Here is a 20,092-nt window from a genome sequence, read left to right as displayed (position 1 = left end):
CATGTCCGTAACCATTCATCCTACGGCAATAGTATCGCCAAAGGCGGTTCTTGAAGATAATATTGTTGTGGGGCCCTATTGTATTGTGGGAGACCTGGTACATATTGGCGAAAACACCACGCTGGAGGCCTTTGTTCGTATCCTCGATTTCACCCGAATCGGGGCAGGATGCCACATCTATGAAAATTCCATCCTTGGCCGGGAACCGCAGGATAAAAGTTTTGGCAATGAAGAAAGCTGGGTTCATATTGGGGATAGGGTGGTTATTCGAGAAAATGTGACAATACATCGCGCCTGTGGTGAGGGAGCGATTACAGTGGTGGGCGATGACTGCTTCATTATGGAAGGTGTCCATCTGGGCCACAACGTACAGATAGCAAAACGTGTTACCATTGCAAACAAAGCAGGTTTCGCCGGCTACGTTTCTGTGGGAGAGGGTACAGTCGTAGGCGGCCTGGCAGGTTTTCATCAATTTGTCCGGGTTGGCCGCTACTGTATGATAGGGGGTCTGTCGAAAGTTGTGAAAGATGTAGCGCCATTTTTGCTTGTTGACGGCCATCCGGCCCAGGTACACGGTATAAACAGCGTGGGTCTGAAAAGGGCTGGTTTTTCTTCCTCTGACAGGAAAGATATAAAAAATCTATATCGGCATCTTTACCATAGCGGTCTTCCAATCAGAACGGCGGCTCAAAGTCTTGCTGCCGGTGAAAACGCTCTTGCTGCCGAGATCGTTGCATTTGTGGCACAAGCACACCGGGGGCTGGCGCCATGGCCCCATGGTTCTAAAGGAGAGACAGATGATTAAACTCCTTGTTCTTGACGTAGATGGAACTTTGACTGATGGCGGAGTATATCTTGATGGGCGGGGCAACGAGTTTAAACGTTTTGATATACAGGATGGCATGGGCATTTCCCGTCTTCGCCAAGGGGGCGTAGAAGTAGCCATTATAAGCGGCCGTTACTCACCTGCCACAGAAGGGCGGGCAAAAGAGCTTGGCATAGCCCTCCTTCAGAATGGCGTAAAAAATAAATATGAAGCATTGAAAAAACTGGCCTCTGATCTCGCTCTCCCATCCTCTCAGATTGCTTATGCCGGCGATGATGTGAACGATGTTGAATGTCTTCAGTGGGTCGGTCTTGGTTTTGCGGTGGCCAATGCCGTATCAGAGGCCAAAAAGGCGGCAGACAGGGTTACCACCAAAGAGGGCGGCCGGGGCGCTATTCGCGAAGCTGCCGAATACATACTCGCATACAATAAAGAATGGGTAACAGGACGTGGGGATAGTGGGAAATAGAGGAATTCTCGATCGTTTTATATGGAAAGAAATGGCTGGATCCTTTGTTTTTGGCGTCATGGCCTTTACCATGGTGTTTGTAGCGGGCGACCTGCTTTTCCAAATTGCCAGCATGATTATAGAAAAAGGGATATCCATTGGCGTTGTCTTGCGGCTTTTTATCTACAGTTTGCCGGAAGTGATCATTCTGACACTGCCCATGGCGTGTCTGCTCTCGGCACTCCTTACCTTTGGCAAACTTTCTACAAACAGTGAAATAGTGGCGCTGAAAGCCTCCGGAATTTCCTTTCAGCGAATTTTGAAACCTGTCATTGTGGGATCTCTCCTGGTAGGGCTTTCTGCTCTTATCCTTAATGAAACAGTGGTGCCTTTTTCAAATCGTGCCGCGGAAAATCTCATGAGATTCGAAGTGATGCGAGAGAAGCCCTCCGTTCTCAAAGAACAAGTTTTTTTACGGGACGAAAGCAATGGGCAGCTCAACAGGGTTATTTACATAGAAAAGCTTCAGCCTCGAAAAGGAACTATGACCAATGTGCTCGTTCAGGAGTTCGAAAAGGGAAAGCTCAAACGGATAACCGTGGGCAAGACCGGCCTCTGGAAAGATGGAAAATGGTGGATTGATGATGGTGAAGTATTTCAGGTAACGAATGGTGGAAAAGTAGAACTCCTTTTTCGTTTCGAGCGTCAGCAATTCGATCTAAACCTCTCGCCTCAGCAGGTTGAGCAGGCTTCCCGCAAACCGAGTGAAATGAGCGCCCTGGAACTTATGGCCCAGATACGCCTTCTTCAGGCCCAGGGTGGGAACCTTGCGCCGTTGTGGGTTCTCTTCCACCTTCGATTCGCTGTTCCATGGGCGAGCGTTGTTCTCGCCATATTAGGAGCCAGCCTTGGCGTAAGATCCCATAGAACCGGGTCCGGCGTGGGGTTTGGCCTCAGCGTCATGATTGTTTTCGTCTACTATGTAGTGATGTCCCTTTGCAAAGCCTTTGGGGAAACAGAACATATGCCCCCGCTCTTGGCTGCTTGGGTGCCTAACGTCCTCTTTTTGCTTGTAGGAGGATACTTCGCACGAAAGGCGAATGATTAATATGAAAAGAACACTTGCTATTATTGCCGGGGAGGGCTGCCTCCCTGAAATAATTTGTGCCAGGCTTTTCAAAGAGGGAATGCCCCCTTATGTTTTTTCAATGGGAGCGGATATAGAGCGCCTCGCTCCTTTTGCAAGGCAAATTTGGACAGTGGCAACACCTGATCTTGAATGGATTTTGGGTCAGATGCTTTCCCATAAAGTAGAGACCATGATACTGGCAGGTCAGGTTTCCAAAAGTCTCATGTACCAGCGAGAAAACCTCGACGTGTTGCTGAAACAGTCTCTTGATGCAGAAAACAACGATGACCACGCTCTTCTCAGTCGTATCGTCCGTACTATAGAAAAAACTGGAATTAAAGTAGCAGGGTACAGACAGATCCTTTCTGATCTCCTCACTCCTGAAGGGCAAGTCTCAGCCCGAGGCCTTTCAGATCAGGAAGCAAAGGATGTAGCCTATGGCTGCTCAATCCTTTTTCATCTTCTGCCCCTTTCTTTTGGCCAGAGCATCGTCATACACAGCGGCGCGGTTGTGGCAGTGGAAGCTATGGAAGGAACAGATGCCATGCTTCAGCGGGCTGGAACATTGGTCCATGGAGGCTCTGTGATAAAAATGATGCGGGCAGACCAGGATGAACGCTTTGATATCCCTGTAGTGGGAACTCATACCCTCCACATGATGGAGAAAGCCGGACAAACCTGCCTGGCTCTCGAAGCCGGCCGTACCCTCATGCTTGAGAAAGAAGCTTTTCTTGAGCTTGCTGCCCGGCTGAACATCGCAGTGGTGGGAGTGCCCCCATGTCTATCTATATAAGTTGCGGCGAACCTTCAGGGGATCACTACGCAGGCTCTATCATCCGGTATCTTCGCAAACAAACTGACGAGCCCATCATGGGGATGCTTGGTCCCAGGGGAGTCGCAGAACAGGGGGAGGCTCTCTGGACAATCGACCAACTGAGTCTTATGGGCAGCACAGATATCCTGGCGGCTATCCCCAGGCTCCTTCGCCTTAAAAATACCATGGTGAAGTTTATTCTCAAAGAGCAGCCCAGGCGGGTCATTGTTATAGACAGCCCGGATTTTCATCTTCCACTTATCCGGTCGCTGCGAAAGAAGGGGTTTGAGAATCCTATTTTCTACGTGGCCCCGCCCACTGTCTGGGCGTGGAGAAAAAAACGAGTCAGGACACTGCGGCGGTATTGCACTCTTCTGCTGCCCCTGCTGCGCTTTGAACACCTCTATTTAACAGAACATGACGTTCCATCCCTTTGGATCGGCCATCCCTTCCTTGATGAGACCAGTTCCTCTGGTGTCACAGAACCGTCAGGCCGAATCATTGCCCTTCTGCCAGGAAGCCGCACTGGGGAAGTGAAAAGGCTGCTGCCCATACTTGTGGAAAGTGCCCGACAATTTCAAAGTATGGGATATGAACCTGTCTTTTCAATTGCCCCAGGCCTTTCTTCTTCTATCCGTGAAAAGATGAAAAGAGACTTGCGAAAGTGGACTCTTTTTGAAGGAAGGGGAAAGGAACTTATGGAACGGAGCCGGATGGTAGTGGGGGCGAGTGGAACAGCCTCCCTTGAGGCCATGATGGCAAACCGTTTCATGATCGTCGTGTATAAAGGGTCATGGCTATCGTGGCGCATCTATAAGAATTTTGTTAAGACTCCCTGGGTTTCGCTTCCTAATATTATGGCCCACGAAACAGTTTATCCCGAGCTTCTGCAAAAAGAGGCCTCTTCTTCCCGTGTTATGGAAGAGGCGATCCTTTATCTTGATGATCCCGAGGTGGAAAAGCAGAAACACGAAGCTCTTATGAGAGGCAGAAAGGATTTGGGAGTGCCTGGAGCTACGGAACTTTGGACTCAGGCTATTCTCAAGGGGGGGCTGCCATGAATTCCGTGACTCTTCTTGTCAATGGCCCGGGCGAACTTTGGGGATGGTGCCGCCCCCTTACGAGAGAACTTAAACGCCGTAATAAAAATGTTACAATCTGGATTCTTCCATGCCAATTTGCCAGTGGGCGGGAAGGTCATGCGGCCATGGCACTGGGAGCGGATGAAGTGAAGGGGCCTTACTCTTCGGCAAATACTTTGCGGGCTATGAACCATCATAAAACTGATGGTATTATTCAACTGGGCGGCGATCTCTTTTTTGGGCGCCATATGGGCCAAAAAGGAAAAGTCCCTCTTTTCTGCTACACTTATGGCCGTAAAAAAGGATTGGAACACTGTAGTGGTGTCTTTACCGCCTTTGAATCCATGGCCCGGTCCATATCTCCTAATGCGGCAGTAGTTGGCGATCTTGTTAAAGAAGGGATCCTTATGGATGACGGCCCTTCTCCCTGGCTGGATAGGCAAGGTCTTAAACTGGTTTTATTCCCGGGAAGCCGCCCTGCCATACGCGCCAAGGCTCTGCCCTATCTTATGGAAGTGGTCTCTTTGCTGCGGGAACAGACAGGGCCGCTTCAGGTTGCAACTCTCCTCTCTCCCTTTTCGAAGGCTGAAGAGCGGGAAACCTGGCGTTCCGCGGGTTTAAACCCGGCGATGGCTGGAACAGGTGTGGTTCTTAAAAATGCGGACATGGCCTTAACCCAGCCTGGAACAAACACCCTTGAGCTTATGCATATGGGAATACCCGCACTCGTTGCCGTTCCCTTCGCTTTTTTGAGGGAAATCCCCATAAGCGGCTTAAAGGGGCTCATTGCATCCTTGCCGATTTTTGGTCCGGCTGTTAAAGAGAAAGTGCTGCGGTGGAAAGCGAATCATAGAACCTCCTACCTGGCGTGGCCTAATCGGCTTTCTCAAAGCCAGATAATGAAGGAAGTAGTTGGAGAACTGAGCTCGAAAGATGTAGTTAGGGAAATAAGCGCCCTCTGGTTCGACCACGAAGAACGGAGAGCCCAGAAAATAAAATTATGCCAGCTATCCGGGCGGTCTATAGAAACACCTTCGAAAAAGTTATGTGACATGATCGAAAGGCTGTGTAGCAATGAATAAGAAGCATATTTACGTACGTCTTTTAGAATATACCCGGCCATATTTCCCGAGGCTCTTTGCCGCCCTTGGGTGTATGGTTCTGGCCTCTGTCTTTACTGTCATTCCCCCGTGGCTTTTAAAAAACGTGGTGGACGATGTTCTCATCGCTAAAAAGATGGATGTTCTCAATGTGCTTACCATTGGTCTGGTGCTCCTTTTTACGGGCAAAGGTATCGCTTCCTACGGCCACCAGTATCTTATGAACTGGGTGGGGCAGCATGTGGTCATGGACCTTCGTGTGGGCCTCTACGATCATATGCAGAATCTATCCCTGCGATATATATACGGCAAGCGGGTAGGCGAGCTGATGTCGCGCATCACCAACGATGTCAATGTACTGCAGAACATGGTTACTACTGTCATAGTGGATCTTGTGGTACAGGGCATCACCTTTTTGGGCATGCTTGGGTTCCTCATATATATCAACTGGCGTCTTACCCTTATCACCTTTGCCATTCTGCCCCTGACCTTTTTCATTCTTGACCATGCCTCCAAAAAACTTCGCTTTGTCGGGCATGCGATCCAGGAAGAGCTGGCCAGGCTGTCTGCCATCATTCAGGAAGCCCTGTCGGCCATACGCATCGTGCGTTCCTTTGTGACGGAAGCCATGGAATCTCAACGCTTTAAGGACCAGAACAGAGCGAACTTCAAGGCCCTCATGCATGGAGTGCAGGTACAGGCTGCCCTCTCAGGTGTTATCGAAGTGGTGCTCATTGCGGCCCTTGCCTTAATTCTCTGGATAGGGGGGAGAGATGTTATAAATGAAAAACTCACTCCTGGTGAACTCATCGCCTTCTTGGGATATCTTGGTTTTCTGGTTCACCCTATCCGGGTCTTTACCCGCGTGGTCAGCAGCATGCAGCTGTGCCTGGCTTCGGCGGAACGCATCTTTTCAATTTTTGATACCCCTTGTGAAATACGTTCGCCAGAACATCCCGTTCCCCTGGGAGTCATACAGGGTGCGATCAAAATGGAAGATGTCTGGTTTGCCTATAAAGACGAACAGTGGGTGTTAAAAGGGGTCGCTCTCGAGGTCTGTCCTGGAGAAAGGGTTGCCGTTGTCGGCGAAACAGGCGGCGGGAAATCTACTCTCATGGACCTTATTCCCCGCTTTTATGACCCTTCCCGCGGGAAAGTGAGCGTTGATGGTTGCGATGTGAGAACCCTTGATCTCACAGAACTGCGGAAACAGATTGGCATTGTACCCCAAGACCCGGTTCTCATGAAGGGAAGTCTGGCCTTTAACATCAGCTACGGTTTTCCCCAGGCTACAGAAGAGGATATAGTGAAGGCGGCTCAGATTGCCGGTATCCATACCTTTATAACCAGCCTTCCCGAAGGATATGACACTGAAGTGGGAGAACGGGGAGTTACCCTCAGCGGCGGCCAGAGACAGCGCGTGGCCATAGCTCGTGCCATTATACGGAATCCCCGCATCCTTATTCTTGACGAGGCTACATCATCTCTTGACGTGGCCGTTGAAAGCCAGATACAGGAAGCTATGGAAAAAGCCATGGAAGGCCGAACCTCCTTTGTCATCGCCCACCGCCTGTCCACTGTGCGGAGTGCGGACCGCATTCTTGTCCTCAGTAAGGGGCACATTGTGGAAAGCGGCACCCACGACGAGCTCCTTGAAAAGGGTGGAATCTACCGCCACCTGTACGAGCTGCAATTTGGGGGAGAGAAGAACAATGAAACTCGTCCGTAGTTATCTTGAATGGGCCAGGGGAGAGCGGCAGTTCAGCCCCTGGGCCTTGCTCGTCCCCTTGGCCTGTGTTTCTCAAAGTTTTGCCCGGTCGCGTAATTTTGCCTTCGACCATGGTCTTGTGGCAAGCTATGAACCGCCTATTCCCGTTATCAGTGTAGGAAATATTACCCTTGGCGGAACAAACAAGACGCCTTTCGTAGAAATGCTTTCCCGCCATTTCTACAATATGGGGGTTCGTGTGGGCATTGTAAGCCGGGGTTATGGAGGGCGGACAAGCGAGCCTGTTGTAATAAAGGGTACTTCTTCTGAAAGAGAGATCGTTGGAGACGAGCCCCTCCTTCTGGCCTCCCGTCTTCCCCATGTGCCAGTGGCAGTTTCGAGAGATCGTTTAAAAGACGTGGAAGCCTTGCAGAAACACAATGTGGAACTCATTGTCGCCGATGACGCCTTTCAGCATCGCCGTTTAGGGCGGGATGTGGATATAGTGCTCGTGGACGCCTGCTGCCCCTTCGGAAACGGACGCCTTGTACCGGCGGGCATTTTGAGGGAACCTCCAAAAGCTATTCAAAGGGCCCATATAGTGGTCATAACAAAGGCCGATCAGGTTTCAGAAGATGAGCTGCGAAGCCTCCGCCAGAAGCTTTTGCAATATATTCCGGCAGACCGTCTGTTCACATCGAGGCTGGAACTGCGATGCTGGTCTTTATGGGACGGTTCCTGGCAGGATATGGAAGATTTTACTGTGAAGTCCCTGCCTGTGGTGGCCTTCTCCGCCATTGGAAGCCCGGAAAGTTTTAGGCGGACACTGGACCAGGCAGGTTTGCGCGTGCTCAGGGAACAGCGCTTCAAAGACCACCACCGTTTCGACCTGAGAGATATGGAACGGCTTGCCGCCCTCAAGGAGGAGCTGGGGGCCCGATATCTGGTCTGCACTGAAAAAGACGTCTACAATCTTCCCAAGGAGCCCCTTATCTCTCCTCTTCTTGTGCCTATAATCTCAACAGTCATAGACGAAGAAGACCGTTTCTGGAGTATTGTTGCAGAAAAACTTCGACCTCGGCTGGTAGTGGCCTCCAACGGATATGGAGAAGATGCCATGGGAGCTCTTTTGGCTCAAAAAGTGAAAAAGCGGTTCCCGTGCGCTTACGTTACGTCCTTCCCTATTGTGGGAAAGGGAGAGCAGTACGAGAATGCCGGCATCTCTGTGGACTCTGTACCTTCTGAATCCCCCTCAGGAGGGGTAATCAAATATCACATTTCAGATTTGCTAAAAGATCTGAAATCGGGGCTTGTCCGTCATATATTTTCCCAGCTCAAAGCCTGGAAAAAACTGCGCGGCGAGGTGCGCACCCCTCTCTGTGTTGGAGATGTCTATCTTTTACTTCACACCCTCTGGGGGCAGGGACAACTTCCAGTTCTCGTAGCCACGGCCAAAACCGTCTATCTGAGCGGCCATTGGCGACTTGAGCGGTTTCTTTTAAAACATCGTTGCCGCCGGGTTTGGACACGGGATTCCGAGACCGCTAAAGAGCTTGTACGTTCCCACGCCGACGCGGTGTTTGCGGGGAATCCAATAATGGACCTCACATGTGATAATAATAGTGGATATTTTCAATGGCCCAAAGAAAAGGGAGCCAGGGTGCTTTTGTTGCCGGGCAGCAGACAACGTGCCTATGATGATATGAAAATGCTGCTCGACGCTGTGGAGATCCTTAATAAAAAGACGTCGTGCGTATTTGTGGCAGTTATTGCCCCCTCACTGGACATAGAGCAATTGGTGGCAGCGGCCCCTGGGTGGCGGCTGGCTGACGATGGACGAGGCATTGTAAAGAACGGATTACGGGTATTGTTCTATTTAGGTCCTCTTGTATCAGTCGCAACCGACGCCCATATCCTTATAGGTCTTGGAGGAACGGCTAATCAGGTCTGTGCAGGCCTTGGAGTTCCCGTTGTTTCCATAAGGGAGAAAGGGAAGCTAGTGCAAAAAAAACTTCTTGGAGACTCTGAAATCCTTGTTTCCCCCGATCCACAGGTTCTTGCTGATACGGCTTTCGTCATTCTGTCCGATTCAGAACTTCGTCAATCTATGGGAGAAGAAGGCAAAAAGCGCCTTGGCGGTCCAGGAGCATTAGACAATGTAGTAGAGTATGTGGCACGAGAATACGGTTGGGATCTCCGATGTCGCGTCTATCAGAAAATATCCCGCATTATAAATCAGGGAGATGACATTCATGGTTCATACAGTACCAATTCATAATTTTTTTGTAGGTGGAGAAGCCCTTACAGTCATTGCTGGTCCCTGCTCTCTCGAAAGCCTGGATTTGGGTCTGGAAATAGGGCAGACAGCAAAGGAAATATGTGATCGTCTAGGCATGAACTATATTTTTAAAGCTTCTTATGACAAGGCAAACAGAACTTCCATTCACAGCTATCGCGGTCCAGGCCTTGAAAAAGGCCTTGCCCAGCTGGCAGAGATAAAAGAAAAGCTTTCAGTGCCGGTACTGACCGATATCCATGAGTCATGGCAGGCAGAGCCTGTGGCAGAGGTGGCTGATATCTTGCAGATTCCCGCTTTCCTCTGTCGCCAGACAGACCTTCTCGTAGCTGCCGCCCAGACCCGGCGCGCCCTTCATATAAAGAAAGCCCAGTTCCTGGCCCCCCAAGATATGAAGCAGGTTGTGGAGAAATGCAGAGAAGCGGGAAACGAAAAGATCTTGTTGTGCGAAAGGGGCACCACTATGGGCTATAACCAGCTGGTTGTGGATATGCGTTCTCTTGTTTTGATGCGGAGTCTTGGATGTCCTGTTGTCTTTGATGCCACCCATAGCGTACAGATGCCTGGCGGAAAGGGAACGTCCAGCGGCGGAGACCGGCGTTTTGCCCTTCCCCTGGCAAGGGCTGCTGCCGCTATCGGCATTGACGGCCTCTTTATTGAAACCCACCCTGATCCGGACAAGGCGAAAAGTGACGGACCCAATATGGTCCCCCTTAAAAAACTTGAGTATTTTCTCTTTCAGATAAAAGAAATATGGAATTTTGTAGAAAACACCATCGAAAAGGTAAATCTTGATTGGGCGGAGGAGGCGTAGAAAATGGTCTGTCTTCCCAGAGATCGGGCAGGGATCGATCTCGATGACGAACGGCTGCTTTCCATAGGCCGAGATGTATTAAAACAGGAAGCGAGCGAATTGTTGCGAGTGGCCGACGAAATGGGCCAGGAAATTGTTAAGGCGGCAAGGGTTATTCATTGCAGCAAAGGCCGTCTTGTTGTGATAGGCATGGGCAAATCGGGGCTTATCGGCAGAAAAATAGCGGCAACCCTTGCATCCCTGGGGACGCCGTCTTTCTTTCTTCATGCTGCCGAAGCGTCCCATGGCGACCTCGGCATGGTTTGCAGAGAAGACGTTGGCCTTTTTATCAGCAATAGCGGAAAAACAAAAGAAGTGGTGGCCCTCCTTCCTTTCTTTAGGCGGTTAGGAGCGCCTGTTATATCCATCACTGGCGGAATATCTTCTCCCCTTGCTAAAAACTCTGACATAGTCTTGAACTCAAGTGTCAGCAGGGAAGCGGATCCATTGAATCTGGCCCCGACGAGCAGCACCACTGTACAGCTTGCAATTGGCGATGCCCTTGCAGGCATGGTAACGGAACTCCGGGGGCTTGAAGAAGATGATTTTGCCCTCTTTCACCCAGGGGGTGCCCTTGGCCGAAGGCTTTTGACTAAGGTCGAAGATGTTATGGGATCTGGAGATAAGCTGCCGGTGGTCATCGAGCATGTCAAGGTAAGCGACGCCCTTTTCGAGATGACGAGCAAGGGATACGGGGCAACGCTCATTGTTGACGAAGAGGGAAAACTTGCCGGAATATTTACAGATGGCGATTTGCGTCGCCTTATTGAGCGGTGCGGAGTGGAATGTCTTGAGTCTGATGTGTCCAGTGCCATGACAAAAAATCCTGTCACGCTGGAAGCTGGCCGTTTAGCTGCGGAAGCCGTCCATATAATGGAAGAAAGGGAAATTTCAGTGCTTATTGTTGCGAAGGCAGGCAAGCCCATTGGAATTATTCACCTTCACGAACTGCTTAAAGCGGGGGTGGCCTGATCTGAACTATTCTGCGTACAGGGCCCTCATATCAGCAGCCTATCTCATGGCGTACCCATGGCTGGCGCATAAATACAAAACGGGGCTGAATGAGCGGAAAGCTCTTTATACAGAAGAAAAAAAACAATTGTTTCGTAGAAAAAACCCACTTTGGGTTCATTCCGTTTCAGTAGGAGAGGTTCAATCGGCCTGGCCCCTTCTTCTTGCGGCCCACGAAGATGTTCCGGATCTTCCTGTAGTGTTGTCTACGACAACCGTTACAGGAAAAGATATGGCCCATCAGCTGGTATCAGAACTATTTGACGCCCATATCTATTACCCCTGGGATACTCCGTGGATCGTGGCTCGCGCTCTTGACGCCATACAGCCCAAAGCCTATGTGGTTATAGAAACTGAGATTTGGCCCAATTTGCTCAAAGAGCTGGTAAAACGGCAAATTCCGGCATTTCTTGTGAATGGCCGGTTTTCAGAAACGACATCGTTAAAGGGGAAAAACCACCCGGATTTCTGGCGGAATATTTTTTCATGCTTTACCCGCCTTATGGTTCGCTCAGATAAAGATGAGGAATATCTGCTTTCTTTAGGGCTGGAGCCAGAGAAAATCGCAGTGACGGGAGACTGCAAAGTTGACGCTCTCAGATTGAGGCAAAAAAGTGCGGACTTCAGCTGGGCTAATAAACTTATTGGCCGCCGAAAACCGGTTTTTTTAGCCGGCAGCACCCATACAGGAGAAGATGAAATTGTCCTTGAGGCCTATTCACAGGTCAAAAAGCAAATACCAGAGGCCCGGCTCATCATAGTTCCACGCCATCCCGAACGGGCCGAGGCCGTCACTGCTTCAGCTCAGAAAATTGCCAAGGCGGAGCGCCTCTCTGCTGTAAAAAATGGATGGGACATCCTTATAGTCGATAAAATAGGGGTTCTCTTCGACCTCTACGGTGTTGCTGACAGTGCCTTCGTGGGAGGAAGCCTGGTTCCTAAAGGGGGGCAGAACCTTATGGAGGCCGCAGTCTTCGGCATACCGGTCTGTCATGGTCCGAATATGGAAGATTTTCCCGAAGCGGCAGCAGGTCTGGCAGCACACCATGGGGCAGTAACTGTGCGAAATGCGGAAGAAATGGCTGAATGGTGGCAGAAAAGCCTCTCTCCCTCTATGAGGGAAAGAGTAAAACAGGGAGCGGCACAGTATTTTGAAGGAGTGGGGGGAGCGGCATCCTTATCCTGGAAAGAAATACGTGAGGTGATGGGTTGATGAAAATAAATGAAAAGCTTTTAAATTCCTTTTATCAGGAATTAGACGAAAGATCAAAAGCCAGTCTGGACGAAGCTGTAAAAATAATGACGGCAGTGAAGAAAAAGGGCGGCAAAATAATGGTAGCCACAGGCAGCGGCCCTAACATTCACGAAGGTGTCACCACCCTCATAGCAGAGCTTATGGATAAAGGGATCATTGACGGAGTAACCACCAGCTCGGCCGTTGTGGGGCACGAAATGGCAGGTGCTCTCGATAAGGTAAAAATGAGCAGCGGGACGGAGTTCGGATTTGATGAAAAGTATATGCCTCGGGGAAACGTATTCGAATTTACCCAGCTTACTCCCCAGGAAATGAACACCCTACGGCGCGAAATGGTTCTTGACGAAGAACTGCTTAAACGGGGCGAAGAAATAGATGGCCGCATTGTTTTGAAAGCGGCAGGCAACATGGCTTATCCTATGGGGTTGCGCAACGAAATGCTGGCTGCGGAAATATTGAGCATATGCAAGGTCTATGGCCTTCCCTTCGAAGTTGTTGCCGGATGGGGAGCCGACCGGCGCACCATGATCGGAATTGGCGCTGAAAAGGGGTTGCCTGTTCTCGTCAGCATTCCTCAGATGATAGGAAGCGGCCATGTGGGCATGGCTATTGGCGACAGTATTTCTGTTTTTGAACGGTCACAGAGAGTGGCCAGAATGCTTGATGAGGCCGATGTGATCATCGAATCGGCAGTGGCCCTTACCCAGGAAATCCACGATGGGCCTTTCGAATGCTACACTGGCCATGGCATCTGGTCGTGGTGGAAAGGCCTTCATACCTACAGCCTTAGGGACAAGAAACTCATTCGCATCGATCTTGATGAAAACCTTCGCAAAGCCCAGGATCTGCAGAAACAAAGCGCCATGATACAAGAGGCCATTAACAAGGGATTGCCCAAAACAAAGATCTCTAAAATCCCTTTCCGTATGGAAATGTCGGCCTTTGCCAGGCACGAGGGAAGCATCCCCATCATTGGCGATATTGGTCAGGTGTGGCCTGTCATGGCCTGGCGTGTGGCTCAGGAACTGAATGTTAAACTTGACTTTATGAGCTACTCCCAGGAAACTGAGGATGGCAAAGCCATGAGAGAGTGGATAGTCAGGGAGATTTCCTTCCTTGACCGTGATAAATTACTACAAAAAGCGAAGGAGCATCGTATAAAGCTATGAATATACTAGGCGTAATACCTACTCGGTACGGATCAACCCGTCTTCCGGGAAAACCCCTTGCCGATATTTGCGGCAAACCTCTTATACAGCATGTTTATGAGAAGGCGTCCAGTTCTTCTCTTGGAGCCTTGATAGTAGCCACTGATGACGAACGGATCATCAAAGCCGTACAGGCCTTCAATGGCAATGCCGTTCTAACTTCAGAAAAACATCCCAACGGAACAAGCCGGGCGGCTGAGGTGGCAGAAAAGATGAATGTGGATTACGTCATCAACATTCAGGGCGATGAACCCCTCCTCGACCCACGCATGATCGATGAGGTGATCCATGCTCTCACAGAGAATGAGGACGTTGTCTCCGCGACCCTTTGCGTCCCCATTCTCGATAAGGCGAGTCTTTCAAACCCCAATGTGGTTAAAGTGGTGAAAGACCGTCGGGACTTCGCACTCTATTTCAGCCGTTCTCCCATCCCCTATATGAGGGTTGAAACAGCCCTTCCAGTGTACGAGCACATAGGGATATACGGCTATCGCAAAGATTTTCTTATGAAATATGTGGAGCTTGAGGCTACGCCTCTTTCTACGGCGGAATCTTTAGAACAGCTCAAGATCCTTGAGCATGGCTACTCTATGAAAGTGGTGGAAACGGCTGTGACCCATCGTGGTCCCAGTGTGGATACCCCCGAAGACCTCGATGCCGTTCGCCGTATCATTGGCTGCTCAAAGGAATAGATGAAAAATATGAAGGGCGGGCCAGGGCTGGTCGTCATCTTAAGCGACGGAATACGGGGCCATCTCTTTCAGAGTAGGGGCATTGCGGGCTGGCTGGCCCAGGAAACGGGGACGATTGTAGAAGAATTAGAGGTTCCCAAAGTATCTGGATTTCGAAAACTTTGCCTTCTTAAACTCAAGGGGCGGCATCTTCCGTCCATGGACAAAAAGAGCCTTGAAGATTGGCTGGCAAAGACTGGCGCCACGCAATTGATGGAGCAGTGTCAGACTCTTTTAACTCGACATAGGGCAGAACCCCATGAAGTGCTTTTTATCTCTGCTGGAAGCGGCACGGCTGCCTTTAACCTCGCTCTTTCCTCTTATTTGGCGGCGAAGAGCTGCGCCCTCATGACGCCATCATTTATTGGCTCAAACCCCTTCGATTTTGCCATTGTGCCTTTACATGACAGGCCGAAAGACATACAAAACGTACTGCCAACCCTTGGGGCGCCGAACTCTATTTTCCCTGAAAAGCTAAAGCAGGCCGCAGAAGAGCTAGCCACGCTGTATCCACAAGAATCACAGGATCGATGGGCCCTGCTCATTGGCGGAGACGATGGGAACTATCGTATTAGCGGACGATGGGTTGAAGAAAATGTGAAACCTATTGTCAGCGCTTCAGCGGCCAAGGGGGCGGATCTGTACATAACCACTTCCCGGCGCACTGCCCAAGACGCTGAAGACGCCCTTGTTCATATGGCGGCGAACCAGCCTCACGTTAAAATGCTGCTTCTCGCGTCCCAAAACCCCCTTAACCCCGTGCCTGGGATGATGGGGTTGTGCAACAGGGTGTTTTGCACAGAGGACTCCGTTTCCATGGTATCTGAAGCTATTACGGCGGGACATCGTGTTATATTGATGGGGGTTGAGCATCGCAAGGGCATTAAGGGAATTCTTCAACAGGTGGCGAGCCCCTTTTATTTATGGGGAATTCCTCGCTTTAACACTCTTTTCGATGCCTTTAAAAAAAAGGGATGTCTTGTTGAGTATTCCCCACAGTTTCTGGAAAGCGGCGAAGGCCTTAAGGGGATTAAAGATTTTAATGAAGCCAGACGGGCGGCTTTATGGATTATAGAGAGGTGGAAAGAATGAAAATCATTCAGCTCCTTCCAGAATTTATAGAGGGGGGAGTGGAGCGCCATGTTCTTGGCCTTTCAAACGAATTGTCAAAAATGGGGCACACCGTTCTAGTTGTTTCCGGCGGTGGAAAACTTCAGGAGAAACTTGAAAATGTGGAACACTGGGCACTTCCCGTGTATCAGAAAAATCCTCTAACAGTCATATACGCAGCGATTAAAATAGCAATGCGGATCAAGAGGGAAGGCTGGGAGCTCATTCACGCCCATTCCAGAGTTCCCGCGTGGATCGCGTGGTGGGCCAGCCGCCTTTCCGGAATTCCATTCATTATTACCGCCCATTCCACTTATTCAAAAAATATGGGTATCGCCCCTTTTAAAAAAGCTTTGGGAGCTATTTCGATCAGCAACTGGGTTCAAGACTATCTGGATCATTACTTGCCTCAAAAAAGAGTCGTTATTTTTAACGGGATGCCGCCCCTTCAAAACCAATGGAAGGGGAGTCTTCAATCGACCCCGTTCTTATTTTTGTTTATCGGCCGTCTGACAAAGATAAAGGGACTTCATATAATAATGGAGGCCTTAAAAGATTGCTCATTCCACGATTGGCGCCTGAACGTCGTGGGAGACGGCCCTCAGAGAGAAGAGCTTGAGACTTTTTGTCACGAAAACCATCTTTCAGAGCGTGTGTCTTTTTATGGTTTTCAAAACAACCCGGATAAATGGATGGCGCAATGTTCGTGCCTGCTTTTTCCGTCACTGTCTGAAGGTATGGGGCTAACGTTAATGAGGGGCATTCAAATGGGAGTGCCTGTTCTTGCTTCAGACCTCCCTCCCGTGAGGGAACTATGTAAAAATCCTGAAGAGCTGATTCCCCCTGGTAAGGTGGAACTATGGAAAAACGGCCTCCTTGAGATACTTAAATCGCGAGAGACAAGGCAACATTTTTTTCAAGAAAAAATATCAGGTGAAAAAGAAATGGCTGAGCGTGTAGCAAGCTTTTATCGTAAGATTATTTTTTAAGTCTGCGCGGGAGTGATTTGTATGAGGGTATTGCACTACGTCAACGAAGGGAACTTATCGTGGGCTATCCCCTGGATTCAACTTATACTAGGCATGCAATCAAAGGGCATTGATAACGTAGTGCTTTGTCCCGGGCAGGGAACACTGTCAGCTCAGTTTCAGGAAAGAGGAATCCCCGTTTTTCCCTACAAGCCCGTTGTTTCCTGGGCTCCATGGGTGTGCCAGGGGTTTGGGCAGCTTTTGAAGCGGCTTTCTCCCGACCTTATCCATACCCGTCTTTTTTCCGCCGCTGTCATAGGCGGATATTGGGGGAAAAAACTTGGAATCCCTGTGGTGGGCACCATAGATTCAAGACCGAAAAGCAAGTATTTTCGCTTTGTAGATAGAACCATTGCTATTTCTTCTTATATCAAAGAGCAAGCCATAGAGAGCGGCATGGATTCGCAAAAGATTGATGTCATTCCTAATGCCATAGATGCTCATTATTATCACAGACCTCCTGGCTTTAACCCCCAAACAGTCAGGGGCAAGTATGCTATAGTCCCAGAAGACAAGATCATTATCGGGGCGGGGCGATTTGTTGATTGGAAGGGTTTTGATGTTCTGATCGAAGCCTTTAAAAAACTTGATCGTGAAGATACATGGTTGTTGTTGGCAGGTACTGGTGAAGAAGAAGAAAAGCTGAAGAACCTCGCTGGTTCAAATCCGCGAATAATCTTTTTGGGCTTTGTCGATGATATTCGCCCCTATTTCTGGGCCGCAGATGTATATGTGTTGCCGTCTCGTTTGCCAGAGCCCTTTGGCCTATCCCTTTTGGAAGCCATGGCATCAGGGTTGCTTTGTGTTGCCACTCATATGGGAGGTCCGCTCGACATGATAACCCACTCCGCAGAGGGCTGGCTGGTTCCGCAAGACAGCGCCGCCTCCATGAAAATCACTCTGGCTCAGGTTTTGGATGCAGATACGGCCACTAAAAACCTTATCCTCGAAAAAGCTAAACAGAAGGTTTCTTCCTTCGATGTAGAAAGAATTTCTTCCCTGTACGCCGGCTATTACAAGTTCTTAGTGAAATAGGAGAAAAATATGCGTATAGACCCTGCTCACATCTCCCGCGTGTTGGTTATAGGTCTTTCATGCATTGGAGACATGTTGCTCTCAATGCCGGGAATTAATAACCTAAAGCATTATTTGCCAAAGGCGCGTTTTACCCTTTGGGCTGGGCCTACCGTTGTCAATGTTTTCAAACATGATCCCATGTGGAGTGATCTGGTTCCCTATGACCGCTGGTCTCCAACATCTGAGTTCTACGGTTTCAAAGGGCGGCTTCGGGCACTTCGTATTATGAGAAAGGGACATTTTGACCTTGTGGTAGACCTTCGTGAAACCCTTATGCCTCTTTTTATCGGGGCCCGTTACGCTCCTCTTCTTCTCTTGAAAAGGCCCTTTTTGCCGAAAACGATTCATGAGGCGGAGCGGGTTATACAGAAGATATATGCTCTGGGAGTCCCTATCGTTTCCCGTTCAATGAGCTATTATGTTCCAGAAGAAGAACGACAGTATGCAGAAGAAACGCTCTTATCTTTTCCTCAAAAAAAGCTCGTAATTGCAAATCCTGGCGGTCGGGAACATAAGCGCTGGCCAGTTGAAAATGTTATAGAGCTTTCTCAAAGGCTTATAGAGAAGCGTCAATGCCTCATTGGAATTATGGGATATACAGAAGAGGAGCAAACCATTGCTTCTCGTATTGTCAAGTCGTTGCCGTCAGACTATACTCTTAATTTGTTTGGGCGTGTTCCCATGCCTCGAATAGCTGCTATATTGCAAAAGGCCGACCTTTTTGTAACCAATGATTCAGGCCCCCTCCACCTGGCAAGCGCTATGGGGACTCCTACTGTGGCAATATATGGGCCTTCTCTCCCCGATAGATTTGGACCATGGGGAAACCGCCATATTGTTCTTCTTCCACAGCTTCCTTGTGCGCCATGTGACGAAGGGAAAAAATGTCTTTTAGGCAATCGTCTTAAATGTCTCGGGCATATAAGTGTGGAAGATGCTTTGCAGGCATGTGACAATCTTTTAAAATAGTTTTCACAACACTTTCAAAGGAGCATTGCAATGGTTGCAGATCGCATTATTGAATTTGGCTTTTTATGGTCTCTTTTCTGGTCCCCCTGGGGGCCTGTCCCAAGATATCTGGGATGGCTTTTGGTGTTTATAGGGCTGGCGCTGAAGGCTATTAAAAGAGAATCGCTGCCGGCTGTATTTGATAGATCGGTTTCCTTTGTGTTTATAGCCCTTCTCATATGGGGAGGAGTTGTCACCTGGTTCGCAAAAAACGACTTTGCTTTATGGGGCCGCGGTTACTCGATGCTCGTGGAGTTTGTTTTTGCGTGCTGGTTGGCTGCCTACGTGTTGCGAAAAGAGAAAAATGTAAATAGATGGGTTCATGTCTGGTACATGACCGTTATTGTTACCATGGCCTTTTCCTTCTTCAAAATAGCCCAGAACCCCCTGGGTGAAGGTGTTTTTTCCAACATCAATTCCCTTGGGCTTTACGTATGCCTTATTTTCCCCTTTGCCCTCTTATATCCAGGCAGCGCCAACATGGTAGAAAAATCCCATATTAAATCCTTTGGTTATATTGCTGTAAGCATCCTGGTTTTTATAGCCCTTATAATAAGTTTTACGACAGCAGCCTGGATGGCCTGTGTCTTTAGCTTGTTTTTCCTCCTTTACTACAGTAAAAGGGTTAGAAAGATAACGGCACTTTTTATTCTTATCTTTATATGTGTCGCGTTAGTAGGGCACGTCACCGCGGACTCTACCTTTAAGAAAGTTTTTCATCGTTTCTCGAAAGAGGTTCAACAAATTACGAGTTTTCATGATATTTCACATTTAACCACAAACAGGTCTGATATATGGCAAGTTGCCTATTATATGGTGAAGGAAAAACCGATTACTGGGTGGGGATGGGGCAGATTCCGAGAAGAATTTCAAGAAGTGAAAAAACGCTACGTTCCGGAAAATCACATAAAGGAAGCCCCTGATGCACATAATATGTATTTAAACTTGTTAATTTACGGAGGGATTCCAACCCTTATAGGAATGCTCTATCTATTTGGGGTTGCTTTGAAAAAAGGGTTTCAGCGTTTTAAAACCGGCGCTGACAAGTGGCGGTGGCTTTTTCTTGTCTGTTGGGTTACAATATTGTTAATACTTTTATACAGTATTGGAGGGGATGTCTTCTCCTTCCGATATAAGGCGGCCGTGTTATTCTGGACTGTTCTCGGATTCAGTCTACAACGGGAGAACTATGGAATTGAGTCTTAGGGCCTATTCCAATCGTAGGGATTTCACGGTAGCATAGTCAGCGAAATTACTGAGTCCTTTGACAATTTGACTTGGTTCATTAGCTTCATTCATCCGTAATAATCTCTGAAGGCAAGAAAGGAGGTGCCGACAACCCCCAGCCAAAAAGAGGGAGCGGATGTTGAGGGCGGAGAAAACACAGTTCTTGAGTGAGGACACCAAA

The 20,092-nt window shown here is 49.0% G+C and carries 18 protein-coding genes; all 18 read left to right on the top strand.

Annotated features, from left to right (window positions below; translation table 11 throughout):
• Window position 1: 1 nt before the first annotated feature.
• From lpxA to BUC50_RS07765, 18 genes are read left to right on the top strand one after another with little or no spacing between them, the layout of a single operon-like run.
• Entirely contained in the window at window positions 2-805 is an 804-nt protein-coding gene (gene lpxA / locus BUC50_RS07850; RefSeq protein WP_013048882.1) for an acyl-ACP--UDP-N-acetylglucosamine O-acyltransferase, read from the top strand.
• Entirely contained in the window at window positions 798-1,295 is a 498-nt protein-coding gene (locus BUC50_RS07845; RefSeq protein ID WP_041459377.1) for a KdsC family phosphatase, read from the top strand. Before lpxA ends, BUC50_RS07845 begins: the two co-directional genes overlap by 8 nt.
• Window positions 1,285-2,382: an LptF/LptG family permease gene (locus BUC50_RS07840; RefSeq protein WP_013048880.1), complete on the top strand. Its 1,098-nt coding sequence runs from the start codon at window positions 1,285-1,287 to the stop codon at window positions 2,380-2,382. Before BUC50_RS07845 ends, BUC50_RS07840 begins: the two co-directional genes overlap by 11 nt.
• Window position 2,383: 1 nt before the next feature.
• Window positions 2,384-3,196 (top strand): LpxI family protein, encoded by an 813-nt coding sequence (locus BUC50_RS07835; RefSeq protein ID WP_286677311.1) that lies wholly within the window; start codon window positions 2,384-2,386, stop codon window positions 3,194-3,196.
• Complete coding sequence (gene lpxB, locus BUC50_RS07830; RefSeq protein WP_013048878.1) at window positions 3,181-4,278, top strand: lipid-A-disaccharide synthase; 1,098 nt, start codon at window positions 3,181-3,183, stop codon at window positions 4,276-4,278. Before BUC50_RS07835 ends, lpxB begins: the two co-directional genes overlap by 16 nt.
• Entirely contained in the window at window positions 4,275-5,381 is a 1,107-nt protein-coding gene (locus BUC50_RS07825) for a glycosyltransferase family protein (RefSeq protein ID WP_286677310.1), read from the top strand. The genes lpxB and BUC50_RS07825 overlap by 4 nt, the downstream gene beginning before the upstream one ends.
• Window positions 5,374-7,128: an ABC transporter ATP-binding protein gene (locus BUC50_RS07820; RefSeq protein ID WP_013048876.1), complete on the top strand. Its 1,755-nt coding sequence runs from the start codon at window positions 5,374-5,376 to the stop codon at window positions 7,126-7,128. Before BUC50_RS07825 ends, BUC50_RS07820 begins: the two co-directional genes overlap by 8 nt.
• Window positions 7,112-9,385 carry a tetraacyldisaccharide 4'-kinase gene (lpxK, locus tag BUC50_RS07815; protein ID WP_013048875.1) on the top strand — a complete coding sequence of 758 codons (2,274 nt, stop codon included), beginning with the start codon at window positions 7,112-7,114 and terminating at the stop codon, window positions 9,383-9,385. The genes BUC50_RS07820 and lpxK overlap by 17 nt, the downstream gene beginning before the upstream one ends.
• Window positions 9,360-10,217 (top strand): 3-deoxy-8-phosphooctulonate synthase, encoded by an 858-nt coding sequence (gene kdsA / locus BUC50_RS07810; protein WP_013048874.1) that lies wholly within the window; start codon window positions 9,360-9,362, stop codon window positions 10,215-10,217. The genes lpxK and kdsA overlap by 26 nt, the downstream gene beginning before the upstream one ends.
• 3 nt (window positions 10,218-10,220) lie before the next feature.
• Window positions 10,221-11,228: a KpsF/GutQ family sugar-phosphate isomerase gene (locus BUC50_RS07805; protein WP_013048873.1), complete on the top strand. Its 1,008-nt coding sequence runs from the start codon at window positions 10,221-10,223 to the stop codon at window positions 11,226-11,228.
• A 46-nt stretch (window positions 11,229-11,274) separates the two neighbouring features.
• On the top strand, window positions 11,275-12,480 hold the full coding sequence (locus BUC50_RS07800; protein ID WP_013048872.1) for a 3-deoxy-D-manno-octulosonic acid transferase: 1,206 nt from the start codon (window positions 11,275-11,277) through the stop codon (window positions 12,478-12,480).
• Window positions 12,480-13,691, top strand: coding sequence for a deoxyhypusine synthase family protein (locus tag BUC50_RS07795; protein ID WP_013048871.1), 1,212 nt, complete (start codon window positions 12,480-12,482; stop codon window positions 13,689-13,691). Before BUC50_RS07800 ends, BUC50_RS07795 begins: the two co-directional genes overlap by 1 nt.
• Window positions 13,688-14,422 carry a 3-deoxy-manno-octulosonate cytidylyltransferase gene (gene kdsB / locus BUC50_RS07790; protein ID WP_286677309.1) on the top strand — a complete coding sequence of 245 codons (735 nt, stop codon included), beginning with the start codon at window positions 13,688-13,690 and terminating at the stop codon, window positions 14,420-14,422. The genes BUC50_RS07795 and kdsB overlap by 4 nt, the downstream gene beginning before the upstream one ends.
• The gene (locus BUC50_RS07785; RefSeq protein WP_273015265.1) at window positions 14,423-15,553 is read left to right on the top strand and encodes a mitochondrial fission ELM1 family protein; all 1,131 of its coding nucleotides are present in this window, start codon (window positions 14,423-14,425) and stop codon (window positions 15,551-15,553) included.
• Window positions 15,550-16,560 carry a glycosyltransferase family 4 protein gene (locus BUC50_RS07780; protein WP_013048868.1) on the top strand — a complete coding sequence of 337 codons (1,011 nt, stop codon included), beginning with the start codon at window positions 15,550-15,552 and terminating at the stop codon, window positions 16,558-16,560. Before BUC50_RS07785 ends, BUC50_RS07780 begins: the two co-directional genes overlap by 4 nt.
• Before the next feature lie 21 nt (window positions 16,561-16,581).
• On the top strand, window positions 16,582-17,634 hold the full coding sequence (locus tag BUC50_RS07775) for a glycosyltransferase family 4 protein (RefSeq protein WP_013048867.1): 1,053 nt from the start codon (window positions 16,582-16,584) through the stop codon (window positions 17,632-17,634).
• Window positions 17,635-17,643: 9 nt separating this feature from the next.
• A complete protein-coding gene (locus BUC50_RS07770; RefSeq protein WP_013048866.1) occupies window positions 17,644-18,645 on the top strand; it encodes a glycosyltransferase family 9 protein in 1,002 nt (333 codons plus the stop codon).
• A 30-nt stretch (window positions 18,646-18,675) separates the two neighbouring features.
• A complete protein-coding gene (locus tag BUC50_RS07765; protein WP_213700600.1) occupies window positions 18,676-19,890 on the top strand; it encodes an O-antigen ligase family protein in 1,215 nt (404 codons plus the stop codon).
• The last annotated feature ends 202 nt before the right edge of the window (window positions 19,891-20,092 follow it).

The sequence above is a fragment of the Aminobacterium sp. EBM-42 genome, from assembly GCF_001896635.1.
Classification (GTDB): Bacteria; Synergistota; Synergistia; order Synergistales; family Aminobacteriaceae; genus Aminobacterium; species Aminobacterium colombiense.
This window is presented reverse-complemented; position numbering and strand designations above follow the sequence as displayed.

Bases quoted from the DNA above. Each gene is read 5' to 3' on its own strand.
- BUC50_RS07820 (WP_013048876.1), top strand. From the start codon at position 5,374: ATGAATAAGAAGCATATTTACGTACGTCTTTTAGAATATACCCGGCCA.
- BUC50_RS07795 (WP_013048871.1), top strand. From the start codon at position 12,480: ATGAAAATAAATGAAAAGCTTTTAAATTCCTTTTATCAGGAATTAGAC.
- BUC50_RS07785 (WP_273015265.1), top strand. From the start codon at position 14,423: ATGAAAAATATGAAGGGCGGGCCAGGGCTGGTCGTCATCTTAAGCGAC.
- lpxA (WP_013048882.1), top strand. From the start codon at position 2: ATGTCCGTAACCATTCATCCTACGGCAATAGTATCGCCAAAGGCGGTT.
- kdsA (WP_013048874.1), top strand. From the start codon at position 9,360: ATGGTTCATACAGTACCAATTCATAATTTTTTTGTAGGTGGAGAAGCC.
- BUC50_RS07780 (WP_013048868.1), top strand. From the start codon at position 15,550: ATGAAAATCATTCAGCTCCTTCCAGAATTTATAGAGGGGGGAGTGGAG.
- BUC50_RS07765 (WP_213700600.1), top strand. From the start codon at position 18,676: ATGGTTGCAGATCGCATTATTGAATTTGGCTTTTTATGGTCTCTTTTC.
- BUC50_RS07770 (WP_013048866.1), top strand. From the start codon at position 17,644: ATGCGTATAGACCCTGCTCACATCTCCCGCGTGTTGGTTATAGGTCTT.
- BUC50_RS07825 (WP_286677310.1), top strand. From the start codon at position 4,275: ATGAATTCCGTGACTCTTCTTGTCAATGGCCCGGGCGAACTTTGGGGA.
- BUC50_RS07800 (WP_013048872.1), top strand. From the start codon at position 11,275: ATGGCGTACCCATGGCTGGCGCATAAATACAAAACGGGGCTGAATGAG.
- BUC50_RS07845 (WP_041459377.1), top strand. From the start codon at position 798: ATGATTAAACTCCTTGTTCTTGACGTAGATGGAACTTTGACTGATGGC.
- BUC50_RS07805 (WP_013048873.1), top strand. From the start codon at position 10,221: ATGGTCTGTCTTCCCAGAGATCGGGCAGGGATCGATCTCGATGACGAA.
- BUC50_RS07835 (WP_286677311.1), top strand. From the start codon at position 2,384: ATGAAAAGAACACTTGCTATTATTGCCGGGGAGGGCTGCCTCCCTGAA.
- lpxB (WP_013048878.1), top strand. From the start codon at position 3,181: ATGTCTATCTATATAAGTTGCGGCGAACCTTCAGGGGATCACTACGCA.
- BUC50_RS07775 (WP_013048867.1), top strand. From the start codon at position 16,582: ATGAGGGTATTGCACTACGTCAACGAAGGGAACTTATCGTGGGCTATC.
- lpxK (WP_013048875.1), top strand. From the start codon at position 7,112: ATGAAACTCGTCCGTAGTTATCTTGAATGGGCCAGGGGAGAGCGGCAG.
- kdsB (WP_286677309.1), top strand. From the start codon at position 13,688: ATGAATATACTAGGCGTAATACCTACTCGGTACGGATCAACCCGTCTT.